Raw genomic sequence first — 19,073 nt, forward strand, 5'->3', positions numbered from 1 at the left:
TTATTAATGCTTTTCTGATGTTGGTAATTTAAAAGCCTGACGAGCAATTAACAACCAATTCTTTTTATGTTTTTGCCAAACTAACATTACGCCAAGTTGAATAACTTTTTCAACTCCATTATCATTAGTATGCGCATAAAGTTTGTGTCTTACGATTGCAATATTCTCAGATATTGAAATTGTTTGGTCCTGAAGTTCAATGGTTACAAAATCAGATTTCCTACTTACAATTTTTTGAATAAATTCTTCTTGATTTTCGATATGACCACCTGAATGTCCATAACTCAATTGTGCAGAAGTAAGTTCTTTTAATTTTTCTGCGTTAGCATCAATCATTGCAATTCTTAACGCTTCAACTTGATTAGCAACAACTTTTTGTTCTGCATTAGAATCTTTTTGAGCCATTACTGAAAAATGGAAAAGGCAAACAAAAAATAACGCTAAAATATTTTTCATCTTATTTATTAAAAAATTCCAAAACCGAATCAGTTATAAACTTAATTTGTTCATCCTCCAATTCCGTGTGCATTGGCAACGAAATTACTTCTTGTACTAATTGGTTTGTTACTGGAAAATCTTCTTCTTTATAACGTGCGTCAGCATATGCTTTTTGGCTATGTAAAGGAATTGGATAATAAATTGCACATGGTATTTGCTTCACCTGTAAATGCTCCATCAACTGATCTCTTTTCCCGTTAGTAATTCTCAAAGTATATTGATGAAAAACATGACAGTCACAAACATCACAAATTATTGGAGCGATAATGTTTTCATTTCCTTCAAAAGCAGCTGAATACTTTCTAGCCGCATTTTGACGAGCTGTATTATATTGGTCAAGCAAAGGCAATTTAGCATTTAAAACTGCTGCTTGAATACTATCTAATCTTGAATTTACTCCAACTACATCATGATGATAACGAACATACATTCCGTGATTCACGATTCCTCTAATAGTGTGAGCTAATTCATCATCATTAGTAAAAATTGCACCACCATCGCCATAACAACCTAAATTTTTACTTGGGAAAAACGAAGTTGCACCAACATGTCCAATAGCTCCAGCTTTCTTTTTAGTTCCATCCGAAAATTTACAATTGGCACCGATAGCTTGTGCATTATCTTCAATTACATATAAGTTATGCTCTTTAGCGATAGCCATAATTGCTTCCATATTTGCAGCACGACCAAAAAGATGAACCGGTACAATTGCCTTTGTTTTTGGAGTAATGGCTTTTTTGATAGCATCGAGAGAAATATTCATGTTATACATTTCTACATCAACCAAAACTGGTGTTAATTGAAGCAATGCTATTACTTCAACTGTTGCAGCAAATGTGAAATCAGCCGTAATAACTTCATCGCCAGGTTGTAAACCTAAACCCATCATTGCAATTTGCAATGCATCAGTACCGTTTGCACATGGAATAACGTGTTTTACGCCAAGATATTCTTCTAAATTTTTCTGAAATTCATGAACTTTTGGTCCATTAATATAAGTTGTGGTATCTAAAACTTCTTGGATAGAAGCATCAACAGTAGTTTTTATTTTATCGTATTGACTTTTCAAGTCAACCATTTGTAGTTTTCTCATGCTTTAAACAATTATAGTTTACAAAAGTAAGAAATTCTAAAGTAGAATTCCATGTTACACAAAAGAAACGTATTTTAGCGCAACAAAATTTTCAGCATGCTATTTCTATACAACCTATTGCTGCTTTTGGCTTCTCAAATAGTAAAATTACTGGCTTTTTTTAGTCCAAAAATTAAACTTTTTGTAGATGGTAGAAAAACAGTTTTTCAAACCTTGACTGATAAAATCAAAAAAGAAGACAAAACAATTTGGTTTCATGCTGCTTCTTTAGGCGAATTTGAACAAGGTTTGCCTGTTATAGAAAAAATTAAAACCCAATTTCCTAATCACAAAATTGTAGTTACCTTTTTTTCTCCTTCAGGTTATGAAGTAAGAAAGAACAATGCTATTGCTGATGTTACGGTATACTTGCCTTTGGATACGAAATCGAATGCTAAAAGATTTATAGAAATCCTAAATCCTGAAATGGTGTTTTTCATTAAATATGAATATTGGCCAAACTATTTAAATGAATTAAAAATTCGAAATATTAAAACCTATTTGATTTCTGGAATTTTCAGAGAAAATCAAGCGTTTTTTAAATGGTATGGAGGTTTCTATAAGAAAGCATTAGAGACCTTTGACTATTTTTTTGTTCAGAATGAAAATTCTAAAACATTATTACACAAACTTAGTTTCAATAACGTTAAAATTTCTGGCGACACTCGTTTTGATAGAGTTGTCTCTATTTTAGAGCGCAATAATTCTTTAGATTTCATTGAACAATTTAAAAATAATACAACAACAATTGTCATTGGTAGTTCTTGGCCAAAAGACGAAAACTATTTGGTAAACTATATAAATAATTATGTCGGAAACACAAAATTTATATTTGCTCCTCACAATATTAAAACAGAACAAATCCAAGAATTAAAAAATTCAATTTCTAAAAAAACTATTCTGTTTTCTGAAAAAGAAAATCAAAAATTAGAAGATTTTCAAGTAATGATTGTCGACACAATCGGAATTTTGACAAAAATTTATTCCTATGCTGACATTGCTTATGTTGGTGGTGGATTTGGAACTGCTGGTTTGCATAATATTTTAGAACCAGCAACATTTGGAACACCAATAGTTATTGGTCCAAATTATTCCAATTTTGCTGAAGCCATTGCTTTGGTAAATCTTGGCGGCTGTATTTCTGTTACTAATCAAAAAGAACTCAATGATACTTTTGATTTATTACTCCAAAACGAAGATGAACGTTATGAAAAAGGACATATTTGTTCCACTTTTGTGCAAATGAATAAAGGTGCAACTTCTATTATTTTAAATCATGTTCTTAACGAAACCTTAAATTGATTTTCAAAAAAATCAAAAATTGTATCTTGCAACCTCAATAAAATTATAAAAAATGAAATTTCTACGATTACTTATTTTATTCCTATTTATTCAATCTCATGCTCAACAAGGCGGAATGTGGATTCCTTCTTTGCTAAAAGGAATGAATGAAACCGAGATGAAAAACCTTGGAATGAAAATCTCTGCTGAAGATATTTATTCCGTTAATAAATCAAGTTTAAAAGATGCTGTGCCACATTTTGACGGTGGTTGTACTGCCGAAATGATTTCAAATAAAGGACTTTTATTAACTAATCATCATTGTGGATTTGATAATATTCAAAGTCATTCCACGGTTGAACACGATTATTTAACCGATGGTTTTTGGGCTTATAGTTTAGAGGAAGAATTACCAAATAAAGATTTGTTTGTTAGATTTATTGTTAGAATTGAAGATGTAACTACAAAGGTTTTAGAAGGTGTCGCTTCTTTATCAAATGAAAGTGATAAACAGAGAAAAATTCAGGAAAACATTAGCAATTTAACCAATTCTTCTCCGAAAGAATCGTGGCAAGAAAACAGTATTAAAACTTTTTATGACGGAAATCAATACATATTATTTGTAACCGAAACGTTTAAAGATGTTCGTTTGGTTGGTGCGCCGCCAAGTTCTATTGGAAAATTTGGTTCAGATACCGACAACTGGGTTTGGCCAAGACATACAGGAGATTTTTCGCTATTCAGAGTTTATGCTGATAAAAACAATAAACCTGCTGAATATTCTAAAGACAATGTTCCATACGTTCCGAAACACTTTTTCCCTATTTCTCTAGAAAGTTTAAAAGAAAATGACTTCACAATGGTTATGGGTTATCCTGGAAGAACGCAGGAATATTTACCATCATTTGCGGTTGAACAAATTGTAAACACTTTAAATCCTGCAAAAATTGAAGTTCGAGATGCTGCCTTGAAAGTGCAGGACGGATTTATGCGAAAAGATAAAGCCATCAAAATTCAATATGCTTCAAAATATGCTAGTGTAGCTAATTATTGGAAAAAATGGATTGGCGAAACCAAAGGTTTAAAAAAATCGAATGCTATTGCCATAAAACAAAAATTTGAAAAAGAGTTTCAAGAAAAAGTTGCTAAAGCTGGAAAACAAGCTGAGTATGGAAATTTATTGAGCGAATTTGAAAAGAATTACTCAGATATAAATGATTATGCTTTAGCTAGAGATTTGTTCAGCGAAGTAGCTTTAAGAAATACAGAATTGCTTTCAGTTGGTTATAAATTATATCAATTGGAGCAAATTTTAAACACCAAAGGAGAACAATCTTTTAATGATAGACGTAATAATTTAGTAAATGGTTTAGGCGATTTCTATAAAGATTTTAATTCAAATGTTGATGAAAAAGTCTTTGAACAATTAATTACTATCTATTCAAAATTATATCCGAGTCAATTTTTACCAGAAAATTTAAAAAATATTGATGCTGAAAAACTTTCAAAAGAAGTTTATTCAAATTCTAAATTCGTAAGTTATGATAAAATTAAAGAGTTGCTTACTGGCGATTCTAAAACAGTAATTGCTAACATGAATAACGATAAAGGATACCAAATCATCAAAGCAATAGCCGATTCATATTTCAATCAAATCGCTCCAAAATATGATGAAATTAACTTAAAAAATACAGCATTACAACGCACATATATGAAAGCAATATTGGAATTAAGCCCAAAATCGGCAAGAATATTTCCTGATGCAAACAGTACTTTGCGCGTAACTTATGGGAAAATTAAAGGCTACAAGCCTAGCGATGCTGTATATTATGAACCATTTACAAGCCTTGATGGTGTAATGGAAAAATATATTCCAGGAGATTATGAATTTGATGTTCCACAAAAGTTAATTACACTTTACAACAATAAAGATTATGGTAATTATGGTGTAAATGGTAAAATGCCTGTCTGCTTTATAGCAACAAATCATACTACTGGAGGAAACTCTGGAAGTCCAGCTTTAGACAAAAATGGTAACCTAATTGGGCTAAATTTTGATAGAGTTTGGGAAGGAACTATGAGTGATATTTATTATAGTCCTGATATCTGTAGAAACATTATGGTAGATGTTAGATATATACTTTTCATCATTGATAAATATGCAAACGCAAAAAATATTATTAATGAATTGAAAATCAATTATCCAACAAAAAAGAAAACAAAAAAATAAATTGGTTTTTTTGGCACGATTATTGTAAATAAGTTTTGCGGAATTCAAAGTAATATTTTTTTAAAAAAAGTAGATATTTTATTTATTCGAATAAAAAAATTTATATCTTTGCTCCGAATTAATAATTAACCTTTTATAATTAAGTAAGATGAAAAAAGTATTTTTAAGTTTAGCTGTTATCGCTACATTAACTGTAGTATCTTGTAAACAAGCTGATGCTAACGCTGAAGCTACTACTGATTCAGTTGCTACTGAAGTAGAAGCTGCTCCAGTTGTTGACTCTGCTGCTACAACAGTTGATTCTGCTGCTACTGAAGCTGCTGCTACTGAAGCTGCTCCAGCTGAAGCTGCTCACTAAGAAACAGTTAGAAACTAACGTTTTAAAGAAACCATCCGCTTCGCGTGATGGTTTTTTTATTTTTATTAAAGTTCAAAGTTCACGAATTGCATAAACAAAAAAAGCTCCAAACATAGTTTGAAGCTTTTTGTACTCAAGGCGGGACTTGAACCCGCACGGGCATTACTACCCACTGGATTTTAAGTTCAATAAATCCACTTTTAAAGACTTTTTAAATTTTTAATTTACTGAAATTCAACCCTTTAATTTTCAAGATTTACAGGAACTTTTTCGTTTATAGGTACGATTTTATGTTTAATTTATTGTTGTTGTTTCATCTATAAAAGCCTCAAAAACAGCACCTTTTTCATACTTTGCGTTTTTTCCTTTTATGAATAAAGCTAACGGCGTTAAGACTACTGACGTTGCAGCTACTACTCCACCGCTTCCGTTTAGGTTTTTAGTAACTTCATTACGCAGCTTAATTACTTTACCGTTTTCTAAATAAAGAAACTCGATTTTAAAAGATAACTTTCCTTTTTTTCCAAGTCCTTTGCTTTTTGCAGCTTCAGTAACCGTGCCGATTGCTTTTAGTCCTTTTTTCAAAACTACATAGTTTCCTATGATCAGATCTTCGGTTGTGGTAAAATCTATTTTATCTCCTGCATTAAGATACTTGCCGTTAATTTCTTTGTCTAAAGCAACTTTTATTATAGTTCCTTCTGGAATTGTAAAAGAGGATTCAGTTTGTGCATTTACTCCAATTGCCAGGAATACAATTGCTAAAAATAATTTTTTCATGTTTGTAGAATTTTAGTTAATGTTTATCAAATTAACTACTATTCTTTCAATTTTTATGCCAATTCAATCACTTTTTTTTTTGAAAGTAATTTTTCTTCATATTCTTTTAATAATTTTTTTTGTGTATCTACCGTAGTTTCTAAAGATTCAACGTATTTTAAAGAAATCAATCCGTAACCTTCTGGCGGTTCAAAAATAACATTGGAAGTGTCTTTTTGTTCATATTTTTCTTTTTCTAAATCTTTTTTTATAAAATCATCAATAGAAACATTATAAGTTTCACAAATCTTAATTATTGTTTTAATTGGCGGTGTTGATATTTCTCTAATATATTGAGAAATTACGCCTCTATTCAAATCAAAATAAGTTCCGAACTCATCTTTTGAAACTTTAGCTTTTCTGACAAGAAAATCTATATTTTTCGAAATGTAAATTTTTTCACTCATTTTGGTTAAGTTAATGCGTTGAAAATGAAGTAAATAGAAATTTGATGTAAAATTTAATTTGTTTTTATAGCATTTTATTTGCGTTTGTGAAATTAAATAACATATCTTTGCTTTATAAATATAAAGAAAAAATAATCGAAAATGAATAAAGCTGATTTTCTAAAAGAGCAAAACAAGACTATTCGTTCACGTTATCAACAATTGAGAAAAGTAGATAAAAAAAATCGAACTGAAAGTTTAGAGGTTATTTCTAAAGAAACCGATCTCTCAACTTCAACAATTCAACAAATTTTGTACAATCCCAATTATAGAAGTGGCAAATCAGAAACCGTGCCAAAAGCAGTATAAAAAAAATCGGTTAGGCGACCAAGCCTAACCGAACCATTAAAAAACCAATTACCGAAGTAACCAGTTCATGTAGTATTACCAGTACTACATGACAAATATAAGAAATTATATGTTGTCAACTCAAACAAATATTGCACTTCAATTAGTTCACACGCTTTCTGCCGATGAACTAGCAGCTTTTGAAAAAGAGTTTTCAAAACTTACTTCGCAAAAGGCACAAACCGTGCCAAAAGTTACCAAAAAGAATAACCCGAACGATGTTAATGTATTAGCAAATAAACTAATACTTAGACATCGTGCAAAAAATATCCGAAGCAAGAGCAATCTTGTATAAAAGGCTTGACGGTTTGGCTCAAAGTAGGCTTGAGCCTTTCCCGATAGCATTACGTTCTTACTGATTTATAGCCGTGCAAAGGCAATACGTTCTTACCCAATTCGACAATTTTCATATAAAATTTGTTAAAAGCTTTATTGAAAAAGTCCTTTGCAACGGCTATTTTTTTTAACCTAAAAAGTAAAAATTATGCACATTAACCAGTCTAAAATTAAAGATTATAAAAGAGGCAACTCTTTTGAAATGCTGTTATTCAAGCTAAAACTTTGTTTCAATATTTTAACTTCAAAAAAAGTTATGCTAGTAACCAATTTTATTGATGAAGAAGGAGAAATAGAGCCGAAATATGACTTAAATACAGTTAACTTAAAAAATGATGAAGTAGCCTTAATTTCTTCTATATGCTACTCAAACGCTATTTATAATTTTCAAGTTGATCAAGCAATTACAGAATTAATAGCGGACTAATGGACCAAATAGAAGTTTTATATAACGAATTATGCAGTTCTGATCCTTTTTTAAGAGCGCATCATTACCACAATTTAGACGAAGCCACAAAAGAGAAATTAAATCTTTTTTCGAGCATTAAGGTTTTAGAAAGAAACTTTGAGTTTTACTCTAAAAATTCGACAAAAATTTTTGAAACGGAGTTAAAAACCGTTTACAAAAACAAGATCAAAAGCTACAAAGAAAAACTTCAACAATTAACCGCAGCATGAAAACAATAATTCTATTTTTATTTGCATTTTCAACGTATGCACAAACGTATAATGTTACGTTAATTGAGCAGCGCACTAACGAAAAATGGTTAGTAGTTCCTGGCGCAGCTTCAGTAAAAATCACAGAGGATAAAATCACGATAAATAACGTTACCTACAACGTTGTTAAGGTTACACCAATGCCCGACAAATCATTTATTTACGATTGTTCTACCAGTTCCAACAAATGCCACTTTCTACTCGTTAACGGCTTGTTGTTTCAGTACATCGACAAACTTCATTTTTTGTACCACTTAAAAAAATAACGTTATGAATTTAGACAAGTTAGGCAGCGTTACCGTTGATCAGTTCATGGACCAATTATTAGATCCAATTTTAGATTTAATTGAACTTGATGAAAAAAAGTTTTATTACACAGTAGCAAAACTCTACGAAAAACCGCAAGACGATTATTTAATACACGGCTCAAAATATACGTTGGAAACGTTGGCAAAATACGGCACTCGAATTAGCCTTTTACCAGTTCAACTACAAGCCGACTTTTCAGATCGTTTCACACAACAAAACTTTGACAAATTTACGTCGAAAAATATAAGTGAATTTGAATTTTGCCGATACGACTACTACAACGCTACAACTATTGGAAACCTGGCTTATATTTTTCTCAATACCAAAGACGTTTTAGTACGCAATAAGGTTGAAACTTTTTTACGCAAAATGATACGTTACCAGATTGAATTGTCTGGATTGATAGGCTTTTTTAAAACCTCACGCACAACGTTTGTTAGATCTAAATTGAGTTAGTTATGTATTTAATTCTTCCAAATAAGCTAAAAGTAACGCCAAGATTTATAGCAGTTGAAAACAACTACTTGATTCTGGATAACGTGCAATACCAATTTAAAGACGTTGGACTAGCCGAAGAAATTTATAATACCATAATGTATGGTTTGGACCAGAAAGCAACGTTTATAGACATGAAAACCGAGTTTGACGCTAAAAACCTTATTTCAATAACCGCATTTACAAAAGAAGTTTCAAACATCAAAAAAAGCGTTTTAACTAACTAAATCCTAAGATATGATTACACTTGAAAAAATTAAAGACGATTACGCAAAAGAAAATAACTATAAATCCTGGAATGAATTTATAGAATATTGTTGTTCAAGCAACTTGCCGCACTTAATCGCTAAAGCAGAAGAAGAAATAAGCAGCAAACTACCGTTAAGCAACAAAAAAGTTGATATTATCAACGGTTTAGTTCAAAGAGAATTAGATTTTGCACAAGCAAAGTTTCCAAAATTTGCATCGGCTCACGAAGGTTATGCAGTACTTCTCGAAGAAATTCAAGAAATGGACGAGGAAATGGACATTATCAGAGTTATTAATGATGTTTTTTGGAAAAAAGTAAAAACCAACTCCGATCCAAGCGACACATTACACCAAATGAAACTAAACGTTTTAAACCTTATCAAAGAAGCTATTCAAGTTGCAGCAATGATAAAGCGTTTTGAAAACGATGTTTTGAATATGCAGCACAAAAAACTCATTTGTAATGAACTGGCAAAAGACGAAGAAAAATAGATTTACCCCTTCGGTATAAAAGTAATATTTAAAATTTAAAAAAGCAAATAAAATGATAATAACAGAAGTTTTTTTCGGAGTAAAATGCAATCGTTGTCAAGAAATATGCAAAGATGATGAACACGCTTATTGGAGCGATGAAGATTCGGCAATTGAGATTGCTCATGAATCTGGGTGGGCTGAAATAAAAGGCAAACACTATTGTATTGAATGTCACGAAATCAATAAAGATTCAGGAGAAATAGAGGTTTATGAAGAATTTCCAGAAGTTTTAAAAACTCTAAACAAATTTATAGACAGAATTTGTTTTGGATTAGACAGACGTGTTTTTGAAAACGAAAGAACTTTTAAAGTTAAGTTTCACTTATACAAAACGCCTATTCTTAAAGGCTTTGAACATGAATTTATAAAACAACTACTTGGCGAAAATCTTATTTCCATACAGTACCCAGAAGGCAAATTTGCCACTAATAAATGTGAGATTGAGTTTAGTAAACCCTCAAAATAGTTACCTACAACCATTAAAAAACCACCATGAACCAAAAAAGAACCAACCAGAGCAACAGCATTGGCAACCTTTTTGCAAGTAACATTTTTCCACTTAACGTAAATGCAACGTCAAACCAACGTAACGTTGCACAACGCAGTAGCCAACGCAAAACGAACGTTAAAGTAACGAGGCTTGAACGTTTAACTTTTACGCAAAACGTCGAAAATCATACTTCAATAAACGCCGTTTACCCCTATATAAACAAGGAAGCAATGGCTATGACAATGGATAATTACCGTAGTTACGTAGCAAACTACAATGAAAACGTTTACAACGAAAACGAAAATATTAGAATACACAACGCAAAAGTTGTAAAATATATCGATAATACTGAATTAACCGAAGTACAAAAAACGTTTACTCAAATGTTTTACCTCAAAAACAACAAACTTGATCCTAAAAAGTTTAACGATCTAGCGGACGAGTTTAACCAGGAATACGGTTTACTAATCGAAAAGAAACGTTTTGCCACCATTAAGTATGCAACCGAGTTAGTTTTCCAACAGCTTGTTTACATTTATTCAATGCAGTTAGCCAAATCTTCAAACGAATACATGAAGTTAGGCGTAAAAGAAGCTACACCGTTAAAGCAATTAGCCATTAACTCCTGGCAAGTTGCCACCATGAAACGAAATGAAATACAAGCAATAGACGTTTGTAAAGCAACGATACGCAATCACAGAAGCCGTTTAGAAGAAGCAGGAATTTTGGTAGAGTACACCTTTAGAGGCAATAAATCTGCCGTTAAAATGACCGTGAATAGTCAAATTTTGGTTGTTTTTGATGCTTCAACAGGGAAATTTTCCAACGCTGAAAATCAATCACTTACATCTGGAACGCACAAAGATTTAACCAATAAAGATGAAGCTACTAGACCATTACAAAGTAATATTAAGAAAATAGAAAACGGCATTGCCGCTTTTCTTGAGAAAGGAACGCCTTCGGCTGCTACTTCATCTGTTTTTCTACTGGAACATCCGAAGCAAAAACCGAATTTAAACAACGCCGCCGCCGAAAAAAGTGTTAAAATTTCAGAAAAACTAGAAAATTCTATCCTGGACCAACAGGAATTTGCCGTAAAACTATCTTCTGGCGAGTTCAACAACTACCAACGTATTGATAAACGCATTTTATACCACGAAGCTGCGTATGGAACAATGAACCGACACGACTTTAAAGAGTTGATCATCCAGGAGTTTTTTAAAAATGCTGCTAAATTGTATAGAGGAAAAACGGTTTTCGTTGGATCATGGAAGAAAGCTATAAACTCATACCTCGAAAAACTATTTACAGTCAATAATGGTAACTCAATTTCATTGTACAACAAGGAGTTAATGGTAGATAAATTAGATCAAATGATCTGGCGCATCAATAACGCACAACGTTGGTTTACAAAAACCAAAATAAATCCTTTGTTTCCTTCTGATTACTTTGATTTTACCAGAAAAACCAAAAGCGAAATCGGTTTTGAATATACCCAGAAAGCCTACGAAAATCATATAAAATACCTTGAAAATAAACCAAGACTTGAAAAATCGATTAAAAAGAAAGCTGCTATTCGTGAAAACTCTATCAATAACGATAAAAAGTTTCAAAATAAACTGAATCAATTCTTTAGAAACCGTCTTACTCTCGAGGAATTTATAGACTATGTGAGCAATAATTTACCTTCAAATTATATGCAAAAATTAACCGAAAATCTAATTTCAATTTCAACTAAATACACTTGTTAAACCTTAAAAATCAATTATATGTACTTTACACTTATTACCGTTATCGCTTATTTTTTTGCAATTTGTTTCATCGCTTTACTGATCAAATCAAAAGTTTCTGTTTCCTGGTTTAAAAACCTTTGGCAACAAGCTATAAACCTGGTTGAATCTAAACAAAAAATCAAACGAGAAATTGCAAAAGCCGAAGCAAAAGGACAAAAACCATTTACCATGCACGACGGCACAACCATTTATGCCAGAACTCAAGCAGGAGCAATCTTTAAGCACCGAGAATTAAAACGCAAAAACAAGTTAAAAACTAAAAATTCAAAATAGTTATGATACTTGAAAAAATTAAAATAAAACTAAACTTTCCAGATCCAAGATTTTGGAAATACTTTATTGGACATCAATTTATTTTACAACCTAACGAAAGAACAATTTTAGGAAACAAAATAGAAGTCGAAAACGATTTACATAAAAAAATAATAGTTTTTGGTAGTTGGTATCCTTATGCTTATGATTTTGAAAAATACTCTGAATATCAAAAAAACATAGAGATTGAAAGAGAAAAAAAACATGAAGAAAGAAAGTTATTTTATGAAAACTTAAAAAAAGAAGCGATTGAATTTAATAATTCCTTAGAAATTCCTGTAAAATGGTCGTCAGAAATAAAACAAGTTTTAAGCGGACTATCAGAAAAAAGCAGCGGTAATGGTTGGAAAAAAAACACAGTAAGACATATTTATTTACATGAAAGTTTTTCTTCTGGCAGATTAAAAAGAGAAGCAAAAAATTTCTTGTGTAGTCAAGTAAAATCTAAATATAGCGGCAATTGGTCTGGAACTTTAGGAGAAAATGGACTAGAGTATAAAGTTAATTGTCAAAAATGTTTAGAAATATCAAATAAATTAAAAACTAAAAATTCAAAATAGTTATGATAAATACAGTAACAATTTCACTTGAAAAATATAATGAGTTAGAATTTATAAAAAAAAGCTATCTCGAAAACAAAACACCTGTTGTAATAAGTGTTAATGGAGAAGAAAAAAAATATTTATTCCTAGAAATTCCAGAAGCCGTAAAAGAAATTGAGGAAGAACTCGATTTAGCAATTTCCGCTTTTAAAGATAATGAAAATACATTAAATGAAAAAATTGAATCTATAACCAAAGATAATTTAGTAAAAAAATTAATGACACATGAAATAAAAATTCAAAATACATGGTTTGGTAGACACGTTTTCTGGGCAAAACGCAAAAAAGAAATTACCCAAGAAGAAATTAAAGAATTAATAGAAGAAATATAGTTATGAAAATAGAAACTCACATCATTATTGTTACAATAATTGTCTTTGTTTTTACGATTTTATACCTCAATAAAGTAGATAAAAACAGAGAATTAGAAAATGAACTCTACGACAAAGAACGTGAAATTTTAGTACTAAAAAGTAAAAACAAACGCCTCAAAAAACAGTTAAACAAATGATTGGCAGCAAAGAAAAATCACGTATCAAAATGGTTATTCTCAATAAAAATGGTTTTGCTAACGAAACCGTTTACTCTCCATTAGATCAAAACCGAAAATCGGACGAGGTTATAATTTTAGGAATGTTAAGAAGATACCAAGCAAAAGGAAAATTTGCTAACGCAAATGCGGTCCATTTTTACGAAAACGGTAAACTAATTCAAAGCATCAAATCACAATGACAAGAAAAGTAGCTTTAAAAAAGATAAAACAAGTAGAATTAATCGTTTTGCGGGACGAAATCATTAACTACATGGAAACGTTAAACGGTAACGTTAAACGTAACTACATCGATTCAATTATATTCATGGATATAGCTTTAAAACTATACTATTCGCTACGTAATAAAGTTGAAAGCTGCAACGTTGTAACGTCGATAACATTACCAATTTCATACGCAGGAGTTTTACTCAAGGTGTGCCAGGAACATAACGACGTTAACGATTATTCAAAAAACGTTTTTCTCAAATATGCTGCCGTTATTGATCAGCAGCTAAAATCGTAAACTATGAAAGAAATGCCAAAATTAATAATTGCCATAGGTAAAAATCATAATCAAGAATTATTTAAAGATTTTTATGAAAGTATTGAAAATGAAATTGAATTTGTTGTTGTTGAAGGTTATAAAGATGATGAAGTAGGTTTTCCAGCAGAAAAAATATTTTTTAAAGAATCGCTTTTCAGTAAAATCCCTTCTAAATTCAATCCTAGTAAATATTTTTCTAAACCTAAAAATAACTTTAAAATAAGATAATAACCATTAAAAAACCACGCAAAATGGAAACAATAATTTTAGTATTTTCAACAGAACCAGTAATAGAAAACAGAAGAAATATAAAAAAACACAACGTTATTTTTGGATTGGCTAAATGTTGGATAAACCCATTAAGAGTAATTAATGAAGGAAACAATAATTTCAACGTTGAATATATAAATTTATTGAAAAATACCTTTCAATTAAAAAAAGAAATAGGATCATTAACGTTTAACAACGTTAAAAATTATGCACAAATCAAAAAATTAACAGATCAAGATTTTATAAAATCATTGATATTCATTAAAACAAACATGAAAAATAATCTTCCAAACGCTGTAATTATTGATTGTTGTTTTCCTATTCAGATATTCCATTAAAAGACATTCCAAAATTTAGAATTATAAGTATTTCTTAATTATAATTTATAAAATGAAACTTCTAATTAACAGCGTTGCAACGTTGGTTTATATGCTTATAAAAACCGTTACAATAATAGGTTTACTTACGTTAATGATCATGTATCCAATAATTGCATTTTGCTTAGGTAGAAAAATTAAAAACAACAATAAAATATGAAATATTTAAAACGAATACTCGGACTACCTTTTTTCTTAATGCTTAATATTATTGGAATCATTTTCCACTTATTTAAGATCTCAAAATTATTCATTCTTTATGGTGGCGAAGCAATGGCTTACGATAAAAAAACAACACCTAAAATGATTGCAGATATTTATTATAAATTAGAAAAAAAAGCCTCAAAAAAGAAAGTTTGTAGCAATGATAATCTTCAATGCGCCGACTACAAAACCGCTTGTGAAAATTGCTTAATTGCTTTTTACAACTATAAAATGATAAACCATAAAAAATAAAATTATGTATAAAATTTTTAAATTGATAAAACAAGGCGAACCTTATTTTTCAACGTCAGATCAAGAATATGTTTTAGGCGAAATAGAAAACTTACCCAACGGAAAAGAAAACAATTTTTCCACTCAAGAATTAGCATTTAAAGCTATTGAAGATAATAAAATCAAGATGCAGCTAAATCAATACACTATTTTACCTGTTATAACGTATCGGTGCTTGTAGATGCCAGCCTACACGCTCCTATAATTTCGGCTGGTAGCTACAAACACCTGTTATAAGAAGTAGCGGGTAATTAAACAAAAAGTTATGGTAAAAGATAAATTAGTTTTAAGAAGAATAGCAAAACGATGGTGTCAGGCTATTTTATTGATGAATGATATTACTGGAGAAACAACTTGTGAATTGTTAACAGAAGATGAAATTGAATATATAATTCAAGAGTGTCATAAAATTGCTTTTAGAATTATAGACGAAAAACCATCTACAGATTTAGACGAAATTATTAAGGAAGAATTTGATTTTGAAAACGAATCGTAGCTATTTCTTATAACGTATCGGTGCTTGTAGATGCCAGCCTACACGCTCCTATAATTTCGGCTGGTAGCTACAAACACCTGTTATAAGAAGTAGCGGGTAATTAAACAAAAAGTTATGGTAAAAGATAAATTAGTTTTAAGAAGAATAGCAAAACGATGGTGTCAGGCTATTTTATTGATGAATGATATTACTGGAGAAACAACTTGTGAATTGTTAACAGAAGATGAAATTGAATATATAATTCAAGAGTGTCATAAAATTGCTTTTAGAATTATAGACGAAAAACCATCTACAGATTTAGACGAAATTATTAAGGAAGAATTTGATTTTGAAAACGAATCGTAGCTATTTCTTATAACGTTTCGCAACTACACGATGTTGCGTAAAAACACAAAACTATCTTTCGATTTAACACGGATTTGAAAGGTACAAAACCAAAATTAAATTAATCACAATAAAGCAATAGCGTGTAATTGCTGTTATAAAACGTTTTTATTATGTACAAACCAATTAAATTACAAGGTTATAAAGATGCTTTTACTATTAAGGCAAAAAACAGAAGATTTGCAGTTGTTAAAAAAGAAGTTGATGGCAAAAATAGAAATATGATTTACATAACTTCTTTGACTTCTGAAACAGGAAAAGAAGATGGTGCAATTACTAAATTTTCTGAAAACGAAAAGATAAAATATTCTTTGGTTGGGTTGAGCGATGAAGCAATTAAAGAACTTTACGCTTGTCTGCACCACTATCTTAAAAATGTTTTATAACACAAAAATTGTAGCAGTTTGCAAAATTGCTACAATTGACTGTTATGCGCCGTTTTAATGGCGCAATATAAAAAAAGCCGCTAACTAGCGGTTTTTTTTTCGTCTATATCCATTTTAAAACGTCGGTACACTTCGGCAACCTCGTTAGGATATAACGTTTTAACGTCTTTTGCTTGTTTCTCTGGGCAATTTCTTAATTCCATTATAACCTCAATAATTTCGGCTCTAATTTCTAGCAATGAAATTGGTTTTAGTGCTTCGTAAATATCAGCTTTACGTTGTGGTTGGTAAATTGGCATATTGGTAAATTAATGGTTATTCAAAAGTACTATAATTTTCAATTCAAAAATAAAATCAATTAAAAAAAATTCGACGGAATCCGTTATAATTCGTTTAAATCCAACAAAATCCGTAGCATTTTGACACAATCCTAAAAAATCCAAACCATTATAAAACATTCATGCTAAAATTTGTTTCAAAGTTTTACAAAAAATGAATGTTGTTGATGCTTTATTATATCGAAAACTAAAAAAAGGCGATCAGTACGAAAAACTGATACCGAAGTTTGAAAATGTAGTTAAAAAATTTGACAAGCCAAGCGATAACAGTAATACGTTTGATACGTTGGAGTACATGGCTCAATGGAGCAAAAAATATTCCTGGCAGTTTTCAAAAGTAGCACCGTTATTAAAAGGAAAAACGTTAGCAGAAACTTGTAGAAACATTTACAATTTTCTTTATAATCATTTCCAATACAAACTAGACGGCGAAGCGCAAAACCTTTATAGTCCAAGTGCCGCATGGCATTATAGAGAAAAAGGTTTTGACTGTAAAACCTTCAGTATGTTGGCTCAAATGTTACTAGACAATTTAAAAATTGATTGTTCATTTCGTCAAGTTCAACAAAGTACGCCTTTCTGGTCGCACGTTTACGTAGTAGTACCCGAAGGAAACAAACTACACATTATCGATGCAACAACGCACAACAACAAAGAAGTTTTTTACACTAAGAAATACGATAAAAAAATGATGTATCATCGTGGTTTAGCAAGTCCGTTACAATTTACTGGTTTAGGTTGCGCCTGTCAAGGTAAACCAATAGCCAGAACTGGTTTAGGTAATCCAATGGTATTACAAAATACAGTAAACAACTTTCATAAGTTTTTAACGCAGCTTGAAAGAAACGGCGTTAACCGTAATGTTACCAATACAATGTTAGCAATCGTAAAGCAAAACATTGAAAACGGTATAGATCCAAATTTAAGCGAAGTTTTTCAACGTGCAATTGCTATGAATACGCCTACTGGTTTAGGTAGAGTTCACGGCTTAGGATTAGATTTAGGAACAACAGCAACAGCAGTAACAGGTGTTTTTTCTGGCGATACTCAATCAATCAAAACCTTAGTTTCTTCAATTATACCAACCAATTTTTTAAACTCAACTTTCGGAGCAGTTTTTGCCAACGGTTTTGATTTATCATGTTGGGGAGCAAGTTTAACCCCGCAAAAAGCAAAAGTAAATATTGAAAAACAATATGTACCAACTTTTAACTATTGGTTAAACAGAATACAAACAGCCACAAACACCAATGATTTACAAGCTGCGGTTAATCAATTTATCCGTGATGCTTACGCAATCAATAAATATCAGTTTGAAATAAAACCAAGCGAGGCTAACTGGTCGGCTTGTGCAAGAAAGGCAATCAAAATGTATCAAGATTTTGTTAAGCCGTTAAAAGTAAAAGCCGATGCAATAGTTAGCGATTTAGTTTCAAAAGGTGCAACCGTAGAAACAAAAAGAATTTCGCCTATTGTATTTATGATGCCAAAATCTATAACAGGTTATGACGGCGGAGAAAATGCAACCTGGAAAGCTCCACAAAATTCATTTGTAGATTATCCGTTTTTAAACTTATCAAAAGTTGTGTTTACCCCTATTAATAGCGGCGATACAATTTCGATAGGTGGCGGAAATACAAGCGGCGGAACTACAAGTGGCGGAAACGTTGCAACTCCACCAAAACCAGATAGCAATAAAGGTTTAAGCCTTACAAACGTAGCTTTAGTAGGCGGCGGAATTGCAGCAGCTTTATTCTTGGTTAAACCAAAAACTGATGTAACAAAGTCAAAACCGAAAACAAAAACTAAAAAATAAAAAAAAACGATATGTCAATAATTAAAAAACCTTCGATTAAAAGTGGTACAGATACAGTTTTGAAAGCTGTTTCAGTTGGTGTAGGTGTTAAAATGGCTGACGGTGTTTCTGCAATTATGCCGAGTTCGACCAACAGTTATAAAAACTACATTCTTGCTGCACTAGGACTATTGGGCGCAGCTTCAGTAGATACTAAAAAGCCAATGGGCGAAAACGTACAATTAGCATTATTAGGCTTCGGCGGAAAACCGATCTATGATGAAATTACAGCACGTACAAAAGAGGCAATTGCTCCGCAAGATCCTAACACTATTGCTGGTAAATTCTTTAATGCCTTTTTAGGACACAAAGACGAACCAGTAGAATTAGCTGAAAGATTAGCAGCAGTTGATTGGATGCCAAATAACGACGCTGCAAGCGTTTGGGATAGAGTAGAAACTCAAGATGTCGCCTGGACAGGAGCATAAAAAAGTAGAAATCAAAAAA

At 31.2% G+C, this 19,073-nt stretch carries 33 protein-coding genes; 28 read left to right on the top strand and 5 right to left on the bottom strand.

What is annotated here, in order from left to right:
* Positions 1-3 precede the first annotated feature (3 nt).
* Together RN605_RS07995 and RN605_RS08000 are read right to left on the bottom strand one after the other, a co-directional pair.
* Complete coding sequence (locus RN605_RS07995) at positions 4-456, bottom strand: nuclear transport factor 2 family protein (RefSeq protein ID WP_313324022.1); 453 nt, start codon at positions 454-456, stop codon at positions 4-6.
* A 1-nt stretch (position 457) separates the two neighbouring features.
* Positions 458-1,591 carry a DegT/DnrJ/EryC1/StrS family aminotransferase gene (locus tag RN605_RS08000; protein WP_313324024.1) on the bottom strand — a complete coding sequence of 378 codons (1,134 nt, stop codon included), beginning with the start codon at positions 1,589-1,591 and terminating at the stop codon, positions 458-460.
* A gap of 96 nt (positions 1,592-1,687) precedes the next feature.
* Between RN605_RS08000 and RN605_RS08005 the strand changes: the two genes are divergently transcribed.
* From RN605_RS08005 to RN605_RS08015, 3 genes are all read left to right on the top strand, one after another.
* Positions 1,688-2,932: a 3-deoxy-D-manno-octulosonic acid transferase gene (locus RN605_RS08005; protein WP_313324025.1), complete on the top strand. Its 1,245-nt coding sequence runs from the start codon at positions 1,688-1,690 to the stop codon at positions 2,930-2,932.
* Positions 2,933-2,984: 52 nt separating this feature from the next.
* Positions 2,985-5,141, top strand: coding sequence for a S46 family peptidase (locus RN605_RS08010; RefSeq protein WP_313324027.1), 2,157 nt, complete (start codon positions 2,985-2,987; stop codon positions 5,139-5,141).
* A gap of 148 nt (positions 5,142-5,289) precedes the next feature.
* Complete coding sequence (locus RN605_RS08015) at positions 5,290-5,499, top strand: PG1828 family lipoprotein (RefSeq protein ID WP_313324028.1); 210 nt, start codon at positions 5,290-5,292, stop codon at positions 5,497-5,499.
* Positions 5,500-5,793: 294 nt separating this feature from the next.
* Here the strand turns inward: RN605_RS08015 and RN605_RS08020 are convergent, their stop codons facing one another.
* Positions 5,794-6,279 (bottom strand): hypothetical protein, encoded by a 486-nt coding sequence (locus RN605_RS08020; RefSeq protein WP_313324030.1) that lies wholly within the window; start codon positions 6,277-6,279, stop codon positions 5,794-5,796.
* Positions 6,280-6,332: 53 nt separating this feature from the next.
* The gene (locus tag RN605_RS08025) at positions 6,333-6,725 is read right to left on the bottom strand and encodes a helix-turn-helix domain-containing protein (RefSeq protein WP_313324032.1); all 393 of its coding nucleotides are present in this window, start codon (positions 6,723-6,725) and stop codon (positions 6,333-6,335) included.
* 141 nt (positions 6,726-6,866) lie between these two features.
* On the opposite strand from RN605_RS08025, the gene RN605_RS08030 reads away from it, so the two are divergent.
* The 23 genes from RN605_RS08030 (at position 6,867) to RN605_RS08140 (ending at position 16,433) form a co-directional block, all read left to right on the top strand.
* Positions 6,867-7,073, top strand: coding sequence for a hypothetical protein (locus RN605_RS08030; protein ID WP_313324034.1), 207 nt, complete (start codon positions 6,867-6,869; stop codon positions 7,071-7,073).
* Positions 7,074-7,161: 88 nt separating this feature from the next.
* On the top strand, positions 7,162-7,407 hold the full coding sequence (locus RN605_RS08035) for a hypothetical protein (protein ID WP_313324036.1): 246 nt from the start codon (positions 7,162-7,164) through the stop codon (positions 7,405-7,407).
* 189 nt (positions 7,408-7,596) lie between these two features.
* Positions 7,597-7,875, top strand: coding sequence for a hypothetical protein (locus RN605_RS08040; protein WP_313324038.1), 279 nt, complete (start codon positions 7,597-7,599; stop codon positions 7,873-7,875).
* Entirely contained in the window at positions 7,875-8,126 is a 252-nt protein-coding gene (locus tag RN605_RS08045) for a hypothetical protein (protein ID WP_313324040.1), read from the top strand. The genes RN605_RS08040 and RN605_RS08045 overlap by 1 nt, the downstream gene beginning before the upstream one ends.
* Positions 8,123-8,431: a hypothetical protein gene (locus RN605_RS08050; protein WP_313324042.1), complete on the top strand. Its 309-nt coding sequence runs from the start codon at positions 8,123-8,125 to the stop codon at positions 8,429-8,431. The genes RN605_RS08045 and RN605_RS08050 overlap by 4 nt, the downstream gene beginning before the upstream one ends.
* A gap of 4 nt (positions 8,432-8,435) precedes the next feature.
* Entirely contained in the window at positions 8,436-8,930 is a 495-nt protein-coding gene (locus RN605_RS08055) for a hypothetical protein (protein ID WP_313324044.1), read from the top strand.
* A 2-nt stretch (positions 8,931-8,932) separates the two neighbouring features.
* Complete coding sequence (locus RN605_RS08060) at positions 8,933-9,196, top strand: hypothetical protein (RefSeq protein WP_313324046.1); 264 nt, start codon at positions 8,933-8,935, stop codon at positions 9,194-9,196.
* Between the two features lie 10 nt (positions 9,197-9,206).
* Positions 9,207-9,710: a hypothetical protein gene (locus RN605_RS08065; RefSeq protein ID WP_313324048.1), complete on the top strand. Its 504-nt coding sequence runs from the start codon at positions 9,207-9,209 to the stop codon at positions 9,708-9,710.
* 52 nt (positions 9,711-9,762) lie between these two features.
* Positions 9,763-10,218: a hypothetical protein gene (locus RN605_RS08070; protein ID WP_313324049.1), complete on the top strand. Its 456-nt coding sequence runs from the start codon at positions 9,763-9,765 to the stop codon at positions 10,216-10,218.
* A gap of 26 nt (positions 10,219-10,244) precedes the next feature.
* The gene (locus tag RN605_RS08075; RefSeq protein WP_313324051.1) at positions 10,245-11,993 is read left to right on the top strand and encodes a hypothetical protein; all 1,749 of its coding nucleotides are present in this window, start codon (positions 10,245-10,247) and stop codon (positions 11,991-11,993) included.
* 18 nt (positions 11,994-12,011) lie between these two features.
* Entirely contained in the window at positions 12,012-12,308 is a 297-nt protein-coding gene (locus tag RN605_RS08080; RefSeq protein ID WP_313324053.1) for a hypothetical protein, read from the top strand.
* Between the two features lie 2 nt (positions 12,309-12,310).
* Positions 12,311-12,907, top strand: coding sequence for a hypothetical protein (locus tag RN605_RS08085; RefSeq protein WP_313324054.1), 597 nt, complete (start codon positions 12,311-12,313; stop codon positions 12,905-12,907).
* Positions 12,908-12,909: 2 nt separating this feature from the next.
* A complete protein-coding gene (locus tag RN605_RS08090; RefSeq protein ID WP_313324055.1) occupies positions 12,910-13,281 on the top strand; it encodes a hypothetical protein in 372 nt (123 codons plus the stop codon).
* Between the two features lie 2 nt (positions 13,282-13,283).
* Positions 13,284-13,460, top strand: a complete 177-nt coding sequence (locus tag RN605_RS08095) for a hypothetical protein (protein WP_313324056.1) — start codon at positions 13,284-13,286, stop codon at positions 13,458-13,460.
* Positions 13,457-13,681, top strand: coding sequence for a hypothetical protein (locus RN605_RS08100; RefSeq protein WP_313324057.1), 225 nt, complete (start codon positions 13,457-13,459; stop codon positions 13,679-13,681). Before RN605_RS08095 ends, RN605_RS08100 begins: the two co-directional genes overlap by 4 nt.
* Positions 13,678-14,004 carry a hypothetical protein gene (locus RN605_RS08105; RefSeq protein ID WP_313324058.1) on the top strand — a complete coding sequence of 109 codons (327 nt, stop codon included), beginning with the start codon at positions 13,678-13,680 and terminating at the stop codon, positions 14,002-14,004. The genes RN605_RS08100 and RN605_RS08105 overlap by 4 nt, the downstream gene beginning before the upstream one ends.
* A 3-nt stretch (positions 14,005-14,007) precedes the next feature.
* On the top strand, positions 14,008-14,253 hold the full coding sequence (locus tag RN605_RS08110; protein WP_313324059.1) for a hypothetical protein: 246 nt from the start codon (positions 14,008-14,010) through the stop codon (positions 14,251-14,253).
* Between the two features lie 23 nt (positions 14,254-14,276).
* Positions 14,277-14,633: a hypothetical protein gene (locus tag RN605_RS08115; protein WP_313324061.1), complete on the top strand. Its 357-nt coding sequence runs from the start codon at positions 14,277-14,279 to the stop codon at positions 14,631-14,633.
* Between the two features lie 195 nt (positions 14,634-14,828).
* Complete coding sequence (locus tag RN605_RS08120) at positions 14,829-15,128, top strand: hypothetical protein (RefSeq protein WP_313324062.1); 300 nt, start codon at positions 14,829-14,831, stop codon at positions 15,126-15,128.
* A gap of 4 nt (positions 15,129-15,132) precedes the next feature.
* Positions 15,133-15,348: a hypothetical protein gene (locus RN605_RS08125; protein WP_313324064.1), complete on the top strand. Its 216-nt coding sequence runs from the start codon at positions 15,133-15,135 to the stop codon at positions 15,346-15,348.
* An 84-nt stretch (positions 15,349-15,432) separates the two neighbouring features.
* Positions 15,433-15,663, top strand: coding sequence for a hypothetical protein (locus RN605_RS08130; RefSeq protein ID WP_313324066.1), 231 nt, complete (start codon positions 15,433-15,435; stop codon positions 15,661-15,663).
* A gap of 114 nt (positions 15,664-15,777) precedes the next feature.
* Positions 15,778-16,008, top strand: coding sequence for a hypothetical protein (locus RN605_RS08135; RefSeq protein ID WP_313324066.1), 231 nt, complete (start codon positions 15,778-15,780; stop codon positions 16,006-16,008).
* Between the two features lie 152 nt (positions 16,009-16,160).
* Positions 16,161-16,433 (top strand): hypothetical protein, encoded by a 273-nt coding sequence (locus RN605_RS08140; RefSeq protein ID WP_313324067.1) that lies wholly within the window; start codon positions 16,161-16,163, stop codon positions 16,431-16,433.
* Between the two features lie 80 nt (positions 16,434-16,513).
* Here RN605_RS08140 and RN605_RS08145 read toward each other — a convergent pair whose 3' ends face one another.
* Positions 16,514-16,732 (bottom strand): hypothetical protein, encoded by a 219-nt coding sequence (locus RN605_RS08145; RefSeq protein WP_313324069.1) that lies wholly within the window; start codon positions 16,730-16,732, stop codon positions 16,514-16,516.
* A 193-nt stretch (positions 16,733-16,925) separates the two neighbouring features.
* Between RN605_RS08145 and RN605_RS08150 the strand changes: the two genes are divergently transcribed.
* Complete coding sequence (locus RN605_RS08150) at positions 16,926-18,587, top strand: hypothetical protein (protein WP_313324071.1); 1,662 nt, start codon at positions 16,926-16,928, stop codon at positions 18,585-18,587.
* Positions 18,588-18,598: 11 nt separating this feature from the next.
* Entirely contained in the window at positions 18,599-19,054 is a 456-nt protein-coding gene (locus tag RN605_RS08155) for a hypothetical protein (protein ID WP_313324073.1), read from the top strand.
* Positions 19,055-19,073: the final 19 nt, after the last annotated feature.

Source organism: Flavobacterium sp. PMTSA4, from assembly GCF_032098525.1.
GTDB lineage: Bacteria > Bacteroidota > Bacteroidia > Flavobacteriales > Flavobacteriaceae > Flavobacterium > Flavobacterium capsici.

Excerpts from the sequence above, each read along its gene's own strand:
- RN605_RS08040 (WP_313324038.1), top strand. The coding sequence starts at position 7,597 with ATGCACATTAACCAGTCTAAAATTAAAGATTATAAAAGAGGCAACTCT.
- RN605_RS08150 (WP_313324071.1), top strand. The coding sequence starts at position 16,926 with ATGAATGTTGTTGATGCTTTATTATATCGAAAACTAAAAAAAGGCGAT.
- RN605_RS08100 (WP_313324057.1), top strand. The coding sequence starts at position 13,457 with ATGATTGGCAGCAAAGAAAAATCACGTATCAAAATGGTTATTCTCAAT.
- RN605_RS08140 (WP_313324067.1), top strand. The coding sequence starts at position 16,161 with ATGTACAAACCAATTAAATTACAAGGTTATAAAGATGCTTTTACTATT.
- RN605_RS08135 (WP_313324066.1), top strand. The coding sequence starts at position 15,778 with ATGGTAAAAGATAAATTAGTTTTAAGAAGAATAGCAAAACGATGGTGT.
- RN605_RS08035 (WP_313324036.1), top strand. The coding sequence starts at position 7,162 with ATGACAAATATAAGAAATTATATGTTGTCAACTCAAACAAATATTGCA.
- RN605_RS08030 (WP_313324034.1), top strand. The coding sequence starts at position 6,867 with ATGAATAAAGCTGATTTTCTAAAAGAGCAAAACAAGACTATTCGTTCA.
- RN605_RS08050 (WP_313324042.1), top strand. The coding sequence starts at position 8,123 with ATGAAAACAATAATTCTATTTTTATTTGCATTTTCAACGTATGCACAA.
- RN605_RS08090 (WP_313324055.1), top strand. The coding sequence starts at position 12,910 with ATGATAAATACAGTAACAATTTCACTTGAAAAATATAATGAGTTAGAA.
- RN605_RS08020 (WP_313324030.1), bottom strand. The coding sequence starts at position 6,279 with ATGAAAAAATTATTTTTAGCAATTGTATTCCTGGCAATTGGAGTAAAT.
- RN605_RS08130 (WP_313324066.1), top strand. The coding sequence starts at position 15,433 with ATGGTAAAAGATAAATTAGTTTTAAGAAGAATAGCAAAACGATGGTGT.
- RN605_RS08095 (WP_313324056.1), top strand. The coding sequence starts at position 13,284 with ATGAAAATAGAAACTCACATCATTATTGTTACAATAATTGTCTTTGTT.
- RN605_RS08085 (WP_313324054.1), top strand. The coding sequence starts at position 12,311 with ATGATACTTGAAAAAATTAAAATAAAACTAAACTTTCCAGATCCAAGA.
- RN605_RS08070 (WP_313324049.1), top strand. The coding sequence starts at position 9,763 with ATGATAATAACAGAAGTTTTTTTCGGAGTAAAATGCAATCGTTGTCAA.
- RN605_RS08065 (WP_313324048.1), top strand. The coding sequence starts at position 9,207 with ATGATTACACTTGAAAAAATTAAAGACGATTACGCAAAAGAAAATAAC.
- RN605_RS08145 (WP_313324069.1), bottom strand. The coding sequence starts at position 16,732 with ATGCCAATTTACCAACCACAACGTAAAGCTGATATTTACGAAGCACTA.
- RN605_RS08060 (WP_313324046.1), top strand. The coding sequence starts at position 8,933 with ATGTATTTAATTCTTCCAAATAAGCTAAAAGTAACGCCAAGATTTATA.
- RN605_RS08155 (WP_313324073.1), top strand. The coding sequence starts at position 18,599 with ATGTCAATAATTAAAAAACCTTCGATTAAAAGTGGTACAGATACAGTT.
- RN605_RS08115 (WP_313324061.1), top strand. The coding sequence starts at position 14,277 with ATGGAAACAATAATTTTAGTATTTTCAACAGAACCAGTAATAGAAAAC.
- RN605_RS07995 (WP_313324022.1), bottom strand. The coding sequence starts at position 456 with ATGAAAAATATTTTAGCGTTATTTTTTGTTTGCCTTTTCCATTTTTCA.
- RN605_RS08125 (WP_313324064.1), top strand. The coding sequence starts at position 15,133 with ATGTATAAAATTTTTAAATTGATAAAACAAGGCGAACCTTATTTTTCA.
- RN605_RS08015 (WP_313324028.1), top strand. The coding sequence starts at position 5,290 with ATGAAAAAAGTATTTTTAAGTTTAGCTGTTATCGCTACATTAACTGTA.
- RN605_RS08110 (WP_313324059.1), top strand. The coding sequence starts at position 14,008 with ATGAAAGAAATGCCAAAATTAATAATTGCCATAGGTAAAAATCATAAT.
- RN605_RS08120 (WP_313324062.1), top strand. The coding sequence starts at position 14,829 with ATGAAATATTTAAAACGAATACTCGGACTACCTTTTTTCTTAATGCTT.
- RN605_RS08105 (WP_313324058.1), top strand. The coding sequence starts at position 13,678 with ATGACAAGAAAAGTAGCTTTAAAAAAGATAAAACAAGTAGAATTAATC.
- RN605_RS08025 (WP_313324032.1), bottom strand. The coding sequence starts at position 6,725 with ATGAGTGAAAAAATTTACATTTCGAAAAATATAGATTTTCTTGTCAGA.
- RN605_RS08000 (WP_313324024.1), bottom strand. The coding sequence starts at position 1,591 with ATGAGAAAACTACAAATGGTTGACTTGAAAAGTCAATACGATAAAATA.
- RN605_RS08055 (WP_313324044.1), top strand. The coding sequence starts at position 8,436 with ATGAATTTAGACAAGTTAGGCAGCGTTACCGTTGATCAGTTCATGGAC.
- RN605_RS08010 (WP_313324027.1), top strand. The coding sequence starts at position 2,985 with ATGAAATTTCTACGATTACTTATTTTATTCCTATTTATTCAATCTCAT.
- RN605_RS08080 (WP_313324053.1), top strand. The coding sequence starts at position 12,012 with ATGTACTTTACACTTATTACCGTTATCGCTTATTTTTTTGCAATTTGT.
- RN605_RS08045 (WP_313324040.1), top strand. The coding sequence starts at position 7,875 with ATGGACCAAATAGAAGTTTTATATAACGAATTATGCAGTTCTGATCCT.
- RN605_RS08075 (WP_313324051.1), top strand. The coding sequence starts at position 10,245 with ATGAACCAAAAAAGAACCAACCAGAGCAACAGCATTGGCAACCTTTTT.
- RN605_RS08005 (WP_313324025.1), top strand. The coding sequence starts at position 1,688 with ATGCTATTTCTATACAACCTATTGCTGCTTTTGGCTTCTCAAATAGTA.